Source organism: Pseudomonas sp. ITEM 17296 (assembly GCF_028895205.1).
GTDB lineage: Bacteria > Pseudomonadota > Gammaproteobacteria > Pseudomonadales > Pseudomonadaceae > Aquipseudomonas > Aquipseudomonas kermanshahensis.
The window spans coordinates 185,336-198,004 of the sequence record NZ_WJRS01000002.1 but is presented as its reverse complement, the minus strand read 5'-3'; the positions used below and the strand labels follow the sequence as shown (position 1 = coordinate 198,004).

Sequence of the window (12,669 nt, the reverse complement as noted above, 5' to 3'; positions counted from 1 at the left end):
CTCGAAGAGGCAACAGTGGCCTAAATGACATAATTCGATATAATCGGGCCAACATCCCACAAACAAAGGCTTGCCCATGCCCTCCCTACGCGTTGCTGTCCTGGCGTTCAATGGCGTAAGCCTGTTTCACCTGTCTGTGCCAGGGATGGTGCTAGGCACAGTCGAAACTTCCCCCGACGAGCCTCATTATGAGGTCGGCTACTGTGCCGAAGTACCCGGGATGGTGACCAGTGACCAAGAGCTTGGTATCGCAATAACCCATGGGCTTGAACTCATGCACGCCTCTGACGTAATCGTTATCCCAGCGTGGAGCGATCCTGCCATTGCTGCATCCCCACAGCTTGTGAAAGCGCTCCAACTCGCCAACACCGAAGGCAAACTTATTGTAGGTTTGTGTTTAGGTGCGTTCGTGCTCGGCGATGCCGGCCTGCTTGATGATAAAGAGGCGACGACTCATTGGATCGCCCGTGACGCCTTTGCACAACGCTTTCCAAAGGCTCGCTTCAGGCCCGAAGTGCTGTATGTGAGTGCTGACAACATCATGACCTCTGCAGGCACCATAGCGGCCATAGACTGTTGCCTGCATCTGATACGTCAGCGGCACGGTGCTGATGCTGCGAACCGCACAGCTAAATTACTGGTGACCCCCCCTCACAGACAGGGTGGACAGGCACAGTTTGTGGAGCGGCCTGTGCCGAAGTTGGCGTGCGCGACCCATTTGTCGGATGTACTGACCTGGGCGAGAGGCAATCTTTCCAGCAATTTGTCGCTTGATTCACTCGCAGAGGCCGCCAGGATGAGCAGGCGGACGTTTACCCGCCGTTTCAAGCAAGCAACCGGGAGTACCGTGTCCGCCTGGTTGAATGCTGAGCGAGTGGTAATGGCACAACAGTTGCTGGAAACGACTGACTTACCGATCGAATGCATCGCGAGCGAAGCAGGTTTTGGAACGGCCCTCTCTTTGAGACAACAATTCAGCGTTCATCTGGGCACATCGCCTTCTGAGTATCGGCGGATGTTTTTTCGTGAGAGGAATCCAAAAGCATGAAGAAAGTGCCATAACAGCCGGCGATCACATGCTCCAGCCGCTGCGACACCCCGTCGCATGCATCTACCCGGCACCGAATACGCTCGCTGAAATAATACGCCCACCGACGACCTGCGTCACGCCGTCGCGCCTGCGGTTTGCTACGTACTGCCAATAGACTCTCTGAGACCCGCAAAGCCGCTGGGCATCCGAGAGGAAAGCTGTGAAAGCAATCTGCTTGCATCTGTTGAATACCGCCACACCGCACTGGCTACGAGCCCCCATATCTCCCCTCCTCGCTCTCACGCTATTCGGCTTGCTCGCCGGTTGTGGTGACCCTGATGCCAAGCCAGAACCGGGCGAGCAAATGCAAGGCGGCAGCACCACTGTGCAACGATTCGACAAAGATGCTTTTCCATGCCCTCAGCAAACCTGACGCCGCTAAGGCGCATGGATTTTTTCGTTGGCAATGCATTCTTCCGGGACAACTGGCACGTTGCCCGAGAGGGTGCACATCAGAATGCCCGTGTCGGACTGGGCCCGCTATTCAACACCGACGCCTGCCAAAGCTGCCATATCAAGGATGGCCGAGGCTTTCCTCCCGTCGAAGGCAGCAACCAACCCGCACGGTCGTCGCTGGTGCGCCTGTCGATTCCGGCAACCGGGCAGATCGAACAAATCGAGCGCCTCGGCGCCATCCCCGAGCCCACCTACGGGCTGCAACTGCAGGACAGGGCAATCGATGGCCATGCCCCGGAAGGCCGCATCCACCTGCGTTATCAGCCACATTCAATCACCCTGGCGGACGGTGAACGGATCACCTTGCGCAAGCCGCTGATCGATATTCGCGAACTTGGTTACGGTCCACTGCACCCGCAGACACAGATGTCGCTGCGAGTAGCGCCGCCAATGATCGGCCTAGGCTTGCTGGAAGCTATCCGCGAGATCGACATTGAACATAATGCCGTGCAGGCGCAAACGGGTGGCCCTGTGCGGGGGCAGTTGAACCAGGTCTGGGACGACTTGCATCAGCGCACCACGATCGGTCGATTTGGCTGGAAAGCGGGCCAACCCAACCTGGACCAACAGAACGCACACGCTTTCGCAGGCGACATGGGCCTGACAACCCACCTGCTACCATCAGACGACTGCACCGAACATCAGATAGCCTGTCGCAAAGCGTTACAGGGCGGTACTCCGGAAGTCACCGACAAGATTCGCGCGCAAGTGCTGTTCTACACGCGTACCCTGGGCGTACCCGCCAGGCGCGGCGTGGATGAGCCCCAGATACTCGCAGGCAAGGGAATATTCCATTCCGTAGGTTGCGCTGCGTGCCACCGTCCGTCATACGTTACGGGTGAACACCCGGCACCTGAACTGTCCGAGCAACGTATCTTCCCCTATACCGATCTACTGCTCCACGACCTGGGCGAAGGGCTGGCCGACCACCGCAGTGAATTCCGGGCCGATGGTCGCCAATGGCGTACCACACCGCTGTGGGGCTTGCGCCTGACCGCAACCGTGAGCGGTCACACACAACTGCTGCATGATGGACGTGCACGCAGCGTGCTCGAGGCCATTCTGTGGCATGGCGGCGAAGCCAGCCAGGCGCGCGATGCCGTTATCACCATGGGCCAGAAGCACCGTGAAGCCCTACTGAAGTTTCTTGAGTCGCTGTAATCAGCGTAACGCCATTGAATGCAGTATGTCAGATCAACACTATCTTAAATTCAATTTTATTGATACGAATTAAAGCGAGCACGATACTCCGCCGGGGTGACGCCGACATGCTTGACAAACCGTCGAATGAGCGTTGACTCGTTGCCAAACCCGCAGCTTTTGGCTATCGATTTTAACGGGCTATTTGAAGTAACGAGCAAATCGCGAACCGCGTCCAACCGCAGCAACTCGACCATCTTGCTGGGTGTGCACCCTGTGCTTTCAGTATAACGTCGGGCAAAGGTTCTCTCACCCATGTTCATGAAGTTTGCCAGTACAGACACCGAAAGATCGCCACTTATATTATTATTTAACCATGCATGAAGATCTGAGAAATGACTGCTCTTGGATTGCAGTGCCAAGGAGGAACTAAACTGCTCCTGCCCCCCTGGGCGCTTCAAGAAGACCACCAAGTGACGCGCCACTTCGAGTGCCGCCGCGTGCCCCAAATCTTTTTCGACGATGGCAAGCGCCATGTCAATCCCTGAGGTCACACCTGCCGACGTCCATATATCACCATCATTGATAAATATAGGTCCTCGTTTGACCAGCACGGAGGGAAAAGCACTTTCCAATTCATCATAGGCTGACCAATGTGTCGTGACGTTACGGCCCTCCAGCTTACCGGCCGCCGCAAGCGCAAAAATGCCCGTACACACCGAGACTAAACGCTGGGCAGTGTTAGCATGCTCAACAAAGTGGGAGAAAAATCTTGAATCTTTGCAAAATTCCAGTATCCCTGGGCCGCCCGGCACAATCAGAGTATGCGCAGGTGGTGTTTGAGCATCTAAAATTTCAGCATTCATTGAAAATCCAGAAAACACCTCCGGAGTATCCTGTAGAGCAATTATCGACGCCGAGTAGGGCGGATGTGTAGAACGTGCCAAATAATTGGCTGCAACGAAAACCTCCAACGGCCCTGCTAGGTCAAGAAGACTAATTCCAGAATAAACAACAAATTGTATCGACTTAATCTGCATTCATAGACACTCCAAAAAACGCCCATTGGCACGCTAGCAATCTTGATCACTTTGACTGAAATCGTCAATGTTTTGTCATTCACAGCAGCAAGGATTAATTTACCCTTTCTCAACAAGTCACGTTGACCGACCAATCACCAGGCATGCCGCCCCCTGACGAAGGTGCTGAACAGGCCTTACCCAGATGCTGACTCGGGCTGCTAGACCGTTTCGCAACGCGCGAAAATCTAACGACTTCCCTACAGCCAAGACTCGAGGTTGGCTTCATGTCGAACAGTATAAAAAACACCCTAGCGTTCAACGCAACTTCAGGTGGCTTCACCCTGCCAACGTCTGCACACAATATCATTGAGTTCGATGCACAAATGGATGAGAGCTTGCCCCTCGAAATCCTGCTTCTCTTAAAGAACATACAACAGGTATCGCCCAACTGTGCTGGGTGTACACTCAAAAAAACTCAACAGCCTTGGAATTGGATCATTGCATTCACTTGGCGTGACGCGACCTCCATGCAGCGTCATTTTTCCTCCCGTGCGCTGCAAATCCTTCTGAAGCTATTAGTTCCTAGGTGTTCCAGGCTGCCTTTCGGAGATACGTCAACCACCGTAGCGTAATGGCCCCACTCAGCATAGACCACCACGCCATGTGGCTGACCGCCCTACTCACACCTATACCTTCAACCAATAAAAATTACCGCTCCGTATACAGGCAAACATTTCATTCAATGCAGATTTCAACCGCCCACCCAAGATGAGGCCAATAATGCTCCGCACACACACCCGCTTAAACTTTAACTCAAAAAACATATCGATCCTATTCAAGCCAATGTTAACTGCCGCGCTACTTTTAATAGTTGCAGGCTGCGCAAGAACACAATCTTATGAAGACACTTACAACACAGCTTCGGCCCCTAGTAAATTGCCGTCCGGTCCTATTGCCCTCGTCATGTCTGACTCTGCAACCGAAACGATCAGAGAATTGACCACCTACCATGATCATTTCAAAAAAGGCTGGGCGGCACACCTGTACACACAAGCCATACGCCAAGCATACGTCGAAACGTCAGACCCCGACTTGAGCTTGGCCGGCGTTACGTTAATCCTCAAAAAGCGCTTTGGTGAAGTATATAATTTTCAAACCTTTGAAGATGCCTCACGCAGCGGGTTGCCTCTCGTTGTAAAATTGGACATGAAAATTCGGCTTATCAACAATCGTTCGTCGGAACCGGCATCCCGACTCTCACTGGGCTTTTACACGCCAGATCAACGTCATCTGGGAACCGTTAAATCCAGCACCTGGCGCGTACTTACACCGTTATGGGCGCACAACAAACGTGAGCTTGAGATCGTAGCGGACATACGACAACAGGAAGTAATCCAACGGCAATCGCTTGAGTTACTTGAGCAACGCCTGATGCACATACCTATGGAAGGCGTTAGGGATAATCTGAAATAGCTGGGTATATTGGTCTATAGAACGGTCAGCACTTCAAACCGACGCACGTGAAAACCAGATCAATCCGCTTCGATTTATCAGGCCATCGATCACTGCAAAACGCGTCGCTGACCACGTCCCGAAAGCGGATTTCTTCATAGCCAAACTGGCGCTTGATCCCCCGGATCGATTCATTGATCTTGGTGCGAATTTGCGCTTTTACGCTCTCGATCTTGCGTATCGTTCTTACAAAGCGTTGCGTTTTCCTCACCGTGCAGCAGTCTGCCGACCGGACAAATTGCCGCAGCCCTCACACAGGTATATCCAGCCAACGGCGCAGACCAACAAGGCCGGACTGCATGATTGGTGACCAGGCGAAATCCCGATTTTCAGGTACTTGAAGAGGGATCGTTGCTGAGTTCTCCGGTGCGCCACCCTTCCACTGTAAAAGCATGAAGGGGCAACTGGAACAGACCAATACGATCCCTTGTACCCGGCTTGCATCGGTGGCGGCCCAGTGCGTGGCGGCCCAGGCGAGCATTGCTCGCAACTGGTTCTCGGTCACTGTCTCGGCGTAAAGGGACTGCAGCAACTATCGGCACAGACTGATCGGAAATGTCCAGTCGTGGCGTGGACCGACTGTTGAACCCAGGCAACCAACTGCGGGATCAATTCCTTGCCAGCAACCACGTCAAGTTCAAGAAGCGTCGGACAGCAGCGCAATAACAACTTCCGATAGTGCTCCCATTGAGCACGGCTGTAGTTCAGGTCATATATCGGCGCCAGATAAAAGCACTGACCAACCTTGCGCCGTGCCAGACCCGCGTATTTTTCTTGCATAGTGAACTCACTCCACCTCGGCAATCATCAACTTTCACGTGCGCCGTGAACTGCAACGCAATTTTCACAAAAAATGCCATTGACCCACATCAATAAAAATCATCTTTTAGCTTATAAACTAGCAAAAACAACCATTATACGTAACCGCGACGATCAGCCACACCATTCTATTGTCAAGCTGAACAATAGGGAACGCGAGTGGCTACGCGCACTGGAACGGCAACGTAGCGTCTATAGAGTCACTACGTGCGTCATTGCGTCGCACTTGAGCTGCAATAACGAAAAAAAATAGAATAGCTGTTAATAAAACACCCCATAGAAAGCAGCCAGAAAAAGTGCTTCCGATTATTGGTTTTTCGATAACCGAAGATACATCGAACGTTCTAGATAAACGCCAGCCGTGCCTTGCTATGAGATATGAAATGAATTGTCAGTGCTCGTTTTATCCGGTCATCTATCGGGACCTTCGTGTTTACTCGCCGAATCTATGTGTAGCAGCAAGAGCGAGAAAGCCATGTTAGGTCACCAAGCACCGCGCTTCGGAGCCATTCTGCAAACCTTCGCGGCATTGTTCTGGCTTGCTCAGGCAGCAGCTATCGCCTGGGCGGTTCAAAGCCTGCTGGAAAATCGTGGTATGGCCGCAGTCTGGCCGGCTGCGTTAACTGTGCTGTTGGTCGGCGTGATACGTAGCCTGGTCGAAGCCTGGGGCGGGCGAGTTCTCTACCGCAGCGCGCGGGCCCACATTTCCTCACTGCGCCACGATGCACTCATCAGCCTGGCAACCCGCTCACCACAGGATACCCAGCGCGCCAGCTCTGGCGAGGCAGCCAGCGTGCTGGCCGAGCAGGCAGAAGCACTGCTGCCGTATCTGCTGCGCTACCTGCCCGTGCAGCAACGCGTGATGATCCTGCCACTGCTGATTGCCGCTGTTACCACCTGGTTCTCATGGATGGCCGCACTGGTGCTGTTGTTCGCAGCCCCGCTGATTCCGATGTTCATGGCACTGGTCGGCTGGCAAGCCAAGGCTGCAGCCGAGAAGCAGTGGGTGGAGGCAGGGGCCATGAACGGTTTCTCCTTGACCGCCTGCGCGGCCTCACAACTCTGCGCGCCCTGGACGCCGTCGAGCATACCGCCGAGCGCCTGCAAAACTCGACCCAATCGTTGCGCAAACGCACCATGCGCGTGCTGCGTATCGCCTTTCTATCATCAGCCGTACTGGAGCTGTTTTCAGCGCTCGGGGTGGCACTGGTTGCGGTTTATGTGGGTTTCCACCTGCTTGGCTATTTGAACTTCGGGGCATGGGGCGCTCGCTTGAGCCTTGGCGAAGGGCTTTTCATTCTGCTCCTGGCACCGACCTTCTTCGAGCCGCTGCGCGAGCTATCTGCGGTCTGGCATGACCGCGCTGCGGGCACCTCGGCCATCGACGCGATGGTCCGCCTCACTGAGCGCGGCGTCTCATTGCCTGAGCGCAGAACAGCGCCGCCAGGCAGCGCCCTGCTGAGCCTCAGTGAGCTGGCCGTACAACACGCAGGCAACCAGCAGCCGGTCTTCAGGGGCCTGTCGCTCATCCTGCAATCAGGTGAGCACCTGGCTGTTACTGGCACCAGCGGTTGCGGCAAATCCACCCTACTGGCAACCATCGCCGGTTTGCTGCCGGTCAGCGCTGGCAACCTGAGCACCACACTCAAGCCCGGAGAAATCGGCTGGATCGGCCAGCGGCAACATGTATTCGCCGGCACCGTGCAAGCCAATATCTCGCTGGGCCGGCCTACTGTGGACAACGCTGCAGTGCAACAGGCTCTAACGCTAGCTCGCCTGCACGCGGTAGACCAGGCACACCCCCGGCAGATGCTTGGTGAGGGCGGCGTAGGCCTGTCCGGAGGCGAAGCGTTGCGCTTGGCTCTGGCACGCATCGCTGCCGACCCCTCGATCCAGCTGATTCTGGCGGATGAACCCACCGCCCATCTCGACCGTCAGACGGCTCGCGAAATCACTCAGGCACTGCTCGAACTGGGGCGCGGTCGCACGCTGCTCGTTGCCACCCACGATCCGGCGCTGGCGGCAGCACTCGACAGGCAGATGAGCCTCGATGAGCTCTGTCTGCCGCACCAGAACCCTCGGCGAACTGAAGAGCAGCTGCAGCCATGTTAAGTCCTCGTCTGTCCTCCTCACTGCGCAGTCTGCAACCGCTAGTGAGATTGTTCTACACGAAACACCGTAGCTTGCTACTGAGCGGTGCAGTGCTGGCCTGCCTGACAGTACTGGCCGGCATGGCTCTGCTCGGGCTGTCTGGCTGGTTCATCAGCGCCACAGCGATCGCTGGCCTAAGTGCTGTCACTGCCTTTGCCTTCGATGTGTTCATGCCGTCGTCCGGTATTCGTCTGTTTACCTTGCTACGCACTTTCGCCCGCTTCGGCGAACGCCTGGTCAGTCATGACGCCACCCTAGCGGTACTGGCCGATCTGCGTGTACGCCTTTTCCGTGGCTGGGCGGCACCGCAAGCAGCGCGCAAGCTCGCCCTGCGCCCCTCCAGCTTGTTGTATCGCCTGACCGGCGATATCGACGCTCTCGATTCGCTTTACCTACGCCTACTGATTCCCCTCGGCGCGGCATCGGTAGCAACGCTCGCTGCCGTCATCACCCTCGCGATGATAAAGGTGGAGCTAGGCATCGCCGTTTTACTGGCCATGGCCCTGACCAGCCTACTGATTCTGCAGCGCACCTGTACAGCAGCGCTGCGCCCGGCACGCCTGCGCGCGCACGCCGTCGAGTCATTGCGCAGTGGCACTGCTGACTTGGTAGCCGGGCAGAGCGAATTGCTGCTGGCCAACCGCTTGGGTGCCCAGTGCCAACATATAGAGCGCATCGATGCACGACTGGCTACTTACGATGATCAACTGCACCGTATCGATACCCGCGCAGTGCTGGGGTTTGGACTGCTTAGTCATTTGCTACAGGCGACCACTCTACTGGTTTGCGGCTGGCTGGTAGTCAATCAGGTGATCGCTTTGCCGGTAGCTGTGCTCGCTATTCTCGTCACCCTCGGCATGAGCGAGCCACTGGCCGCCTTGCGACGCGGTGCATTGGAGCTGGGCCGCACCACGCTGGCGGCAAGCCGCCTTGGCCCGCAACTGAGTAACCGTGATGATTGGAGAAAACTGCCGTCAGTCACGGAAAAGGGCTCGAATGCGTTCATCCTGGACAACATTAGCGCCCGCTATGAAGGCAGCAGCAACGACTGCTTGCACGGAATCGACATGCAGTCGCAGCACGGTGAACGCATCGCCCTGATCGGGGCAAGCGGCGCCGGTAAGTCATCATTGTTAGCACTGCTGACTGGCGAGCTGTCGTCACGCTGCGGCAGTTTTCAGATTGCCACGCACGGCTGGCTGACTCAGCGCACCGAGCTGTTTCAGGACAGCTTGCGTGACAACCTACGCCTGGCCAACGCCACCGCAAGCGACGAACAACTCTGGCAAGCCCTCGAAATTGCGGGCCTGGCCAATAGCATCGCCGATTGGCCGCACGGTCTGGACACACTACTGGGTGAGGGCGGCATCGGCCTGTCTGGTGGCCAGGCCCGGCGCCTGGCCCTGGCACGCTTGTTATTGCGCAAAGCCTCGGTATGGCTACTGGACGAGCCGACCGACGGCCTTGATGCGCTGACCGCCAACGACGTGCTGAATCGCCTGGACGAATACGGCCGCGAACACACCTGGTTGCTGGCCACTCACCTGCGCCGCGAAGCCCGGCTGGCCGAGCGTCTCATACAGATTGAGCACGGTCGCATTACTGCCGATCACCAACGTGGTAGCCGGGATTATGACGAGCTGTTGCGCAGCTTGCGCGACGACTGACATGCCCTCGACGAATTCACTACACCAAAGGAAACAGCCATGGACTTAGACATAGTCAGCCTGTCGCGACTGCAATTCGCGCTCACTGCGCTCTATCATTTTCTATTCGTACCCTTGACGTTGGGGCTGTCCATTCTGCTGGCCATCATGGAGACCATCTATGTAATGAGCGGGCGGGTCATCTGGCGGCAGATGACCAAGTTCTGGGGCACCCTGTTCGGTATCAACTTCGTCATGGGTGTGGCCACCGGCATCGTCATGGAGTTCCAGTTCGGCATGAACTGGAGCTACTACAGCCACTACGTCGGCGATATTTTTGGTGCGCCGCTGGCCATAGAAGGGTTGATGGCATTCTTTCTGGAAGCAACCTTCGTCGGCCTGTTCTTCTTCGGCTGGGACAAGCTCACACAGGTAAAGCACTTGGCCGTTACCTGGCTAATGGCGCTGGGTACCAACTTCTCGGCGCTGTGGATCCTGATCGCCAACGGCTGGATGCAAAACCCGGTGGGTTCCGAGTTCAACCCACAGACCATGCGCATGGAGGTCAACGACTTCTTCGCCGTACTCATGAATCCTGTAGCTCAGGCCAAATTCGTACACACTGTGTCGGCCGGGTATGTCTGTGGTGCGATCTTCGTAATGGGCATCTCCGCGTGGTACCTGCTCAAGGGGCGGCATGTCGACCTGGCCAAACGCTCTATGGCGGTTGCCGCTTCCTTCGGACTGGCCGGCTCGCTGTCGGTAGTGGTGCTCGGTGACGAGAGCGGTTACCTGTCTGGAGAACACCAGCAGATGAAGCTGGCAGCCATCGAGGCCATGTGGGAAACCCAGCCGGCACCGGCCTCCTTTACCGCCTTCGGCTTCCCCGACCAAGAGGCGCGCGAGACCCACTATGCGCTGCACATCCCCATCGTCATGGGCTTGATCGGCACCCGCTCACTGACAACGGAGATGCCTGGTATCATCGACCTGGTAATCAGCGCCGAGGAACGCATTCGGCGCGGCATCCTGGCTTACGATGCACTGGAGCAGATCCGTGCCGAGGGTTCCACAATCAGCATCTCGCCAGTGCTCAAAGCGATGTTCGAGAGTACTGGAGTCGATCTGGGCTACGCCCTACTACTCAAGCGCTATGTCGATGACCCGCGTCAGGCGACCGACGAGCAGATCAGAAAAGCCGCGTGGGACACCGTGCCACAGGTGGCCCCGTTGTTCTGGACGTTCCGCATAATGGTCGCCCTGGGCATGTTTTTCATCGTGCTCACCGCCGTATTCTTCTGGCTGTCCACACGCCATCGCGTGGATAAGCACCGCTGGCTGCTGAAGGTTGCGGTATACGCCATCCCGCTGCCATGGGTCGCCATCGAGTGTGGCTGGCTGGTTGCCGAATACGGTCGCCAACCGTGGGTCATCGAAGGCGTACTGCCAACCGCACTGGCGGTGTCCAGTCTCGGTGTAAAAACGCTGCTGCTGACCATCGCCGGCTTCGTGGCGATCTACACCGTGCTGCTGGTCATCGAGATGAAGCTAATGCTCAAGGCCATCAAGCACGGCCCAGAAGACGAGGCAGAGCAGCCTGAGGTCATGCAGCCAACGCTGGCTTCAGTCGCAACTCACCAACCTCTCCACTCGTCTGCGGAGTACTTCCATGATCCTGCATGAACTATTGAACTACGACACCCTGCGACTCATCTGGTGGGTATTGTTGGGCGTCCTGTTGATCGGCTTTGCAGTGATGGGCGGGTTCGATTTGGGCACCGGTACCCTGCTGCCATTCATAGCAAAAACCGATCTGGAGCGACGCGTGGTGATCAACGCCGTCGGCCCTACATGGGAAGGCAATCAGGTATGGCTGGTTCTCGGTGGAGGTGCCATTTTCGCCGCCTGGCCGCAGCTCTACGCCGTATCGTTTTCCGGCTTCTACCTGGCCATGTTCATCATTCTGGTGGCACTGATCATTCGACCGGTGGCGTTCAAGTACCGCAGCAAGCTCGAGTCGAAGGCTTGGCGCAACAGTTGGGACTGGGCGCTGTTCGTTGGAGGCTTCGTGCCCGCCCTGATCTGCGGTGTAGCGGTGGGTAACGTTATACAAGGCGTACCGTTTCGCCTGACACCCGAAATGTACATCTACTACGACGGCAGCTTCTTCGAGCTGCTCAATCCCTTCGCAGTGCTCTGCGGCCTGGTTTCGGTGAGTATGCTAGTCGCCCATGGTGCGGCCTGGCTGCGCATCAAGACCGACGGCGTGTTGGCTGACCGAGCGCGCACCATCGGCAGTATCGCCATGCTGACCACCATCGTTCTATATGCATTGGCCGGAGTAGCGCTTTGGCATTGGATCGAAGGCTACAGCATCACCTCAGTGATCAACACGACCGGCCCTTCCAACCCCCTGTTCAAGACCGCCGCTGTCAGCCAGCACGCTTGGTTCACCAACTACGACAGCAAGCCCTGGACATTACTGGCACCGGCTCTTGGTTTCGCCGGCACGCTGCTGGCCTGTCTGTTGCTGCGTGCCCGCCGCGACAATCTGGCGATGCTCGCCAGCAGCCTGGGTATCGCCGGCATCATCACCTCGGTGGGCATGTCGATGTTTCCCTTCATCCTGCCGTCTTCGGTCGATCCTCGCTTCAGCCTGACCGTATGGGACTCCTCATCCAGCCACATGACCCTGTTTATCATGCTGGTCAGCACGGCGATTTTCCTGCCGCTCATCGTGGCCTATACCACTTGGGTGTACCGCGTGTTATGGGGCAAGGTCGACGCCAAGGCTATTGAAGGTGGCAAGGGCCACGCTTACTGATCACTTGTT

Annotated in this window: 7 protein-coding genes and 3 pseudogenes; 9 read left to right on the top strand and 1 reads right to left on the bottom strand. The window is 56.6% G+C overall.

Going from position 1 to position 12,669, the window contains the following annotated elements:
• Positions 1-76: 76 nt before the first annotated feature.
• A complete protein-coding gene (locus GIB19_RS03475; protein ID WP_125859197.1) occupies positions 77-1,048 on the top strand; it encodes a GlxA family transcriptional regulator in 972 nt (323 codons plus the stop codon).
• A gap of 346 nt (positions 1,049-1,394) precedes the next feature.
• Positions 1,395-2,707: pseudogene (locus GIB19_RS03470) on the top strand (di-heme oxidoreductase family protein).
• Positions 2,708-2,763: 56 nt separating this feature from the next.
• Here the strand turns inward: GIB19_RS03470 and GIB19_RS03465 are convergent.
• The gene (locus GIB19_RS03465; protein ID WP_264312502.1) at positions 2,764-3,726 is read right to left on the bottom strand and encodes a GlxA family transcriptional regulator; all 963 of its coding nucleotides are present in this window, start codon (positions 3,724-3,726) and stop codon (positions 2,764-2,766) included.
• Between the two features lie 762 nt (positions 3,727-4,488).
• Here GIB19_RS03465 and GIB19_RS03460 point away from each other — a divergent pair.
• From GIB19_RS03460 to cydB, 7 genes and pseudogenes are all read left to right on the top strand, one after another.
• Complete coding sequence (locus GIB19_RS03460) at positions 4,489-5,181, top strand: hypothetical protein (RefSeq protein ID WP_274883575.1); 693 nt, start codon at positions 4,489-4,491, stop codon at positions 5,179-5,181.
• Between the two features lie 1,306 nt (positions 5,182-6,487).
• A pseudogene (locus GIB19_RS03455) lies at positions 6,488-7,036 on the top strand (hypothetical protein); the annotation flags it as partial.
• Positions 6,946-7,239 (top strand): annotated as a pseudogene (locus GIB19_RS28355) (hypothetical protein); the annotation flags it as partial. The pseudogenes GIB19_RS03455 and GIB19_RS28355, both read left to right, overlap by 91 nt.
• A 72-nt stretch (positions 7,240-7,311) precedes the next feature.
• Positions 7,312-8,151, top strand: coding sequence for an ATP-binding cassette domain-containing protein (locus tag GIB19_RS03450; protein WP_274883572.1), 840 nt, complete (start codon positions 7,312-7,314; stop codon positions 8,149-8,151).
• 71 nt (positions 8,152-8,222) lie between these two features.
• The gene (locus tag GIB19_RS03445; protein WP_264312500.1) at positions 8,223-9,857 is read left to right on the top strand and encodes an amino acid ABC transporter ATP-binding/permease protein; all 1,635 of its coding nucleotides are present in this window, start codon (positions 8,223-8,225) and stop codon (positions 9,855-9,857) included.
• A 39-nt stretch (positions 9,858-9,896) separates the two neighbouring features.
• Positions 9,897-11,519: a cytochrome ubiquinol oxidase subunit I gene (locus tag GIB19_RS03440; RefSeq protein WP_125859202.1), complete on the top strand. Its 1,623-nt coding sequence runs from the start codon at positions 9,897-9,899 to the stop codon at positions 11,517-11,519.
• Positions 11,506-12,660, top strand: coding sequence for a cytochrome d ubiquinol oxidase subunit II (gene cydB, locus GIB19_RS03435; RefSeq protein ID WP_125859203.1), 1,155 nt, complete (start codon positions 11,506-11,508; stop codon positions 12,658-12,660). Before GIB19_RS03440 ends, cydB begins: the two co-directional genes overlap by 14 nt.
• Positions 12,661-12,669 lie beyond the last annotated feature (9 nt).

What these genes read in the sequence shown, in the direction of transcription:
- GIB19_RS03460 (WP_274883575.1), top strand. Translation starts at nt 4,489, where the DNA reads ATGCTCCGCACACACACCCGCTTAAACTTTAACTCAAAAAACATATCG.
- GIB19_RS03465 (WP_264312502.1), bottom strand. Translation starts at nt 3,726, where the DNA reads ATGCAGATTAAGTCGATACAATTTGTTGTTTATTCTGGAATTAGTCTT.
- GIB19_RS03440 (WP_125859202.1), top strand. Translation starts at nt 9,897, where the DNA reads ATGGACTTAGACATAGTCAGCCTGTCGCGACTGCAATTCGCGCTCACT.
- GIB19_RS03475 (WP_125859197.1), top strand. Translation starts at nt 77, where the DNA reads ATGCCCTCCCTACGCGTTGCTGTCCTGGCGTTCAATGGCGTAAGCCTG.
- cydB (WP_125859203.1), top strand. Translation starts at nt 11,506, where the DNA reads ATGATCCTGCATGAACTATTGAACTACGACACCCTGCGACTCATCTGG.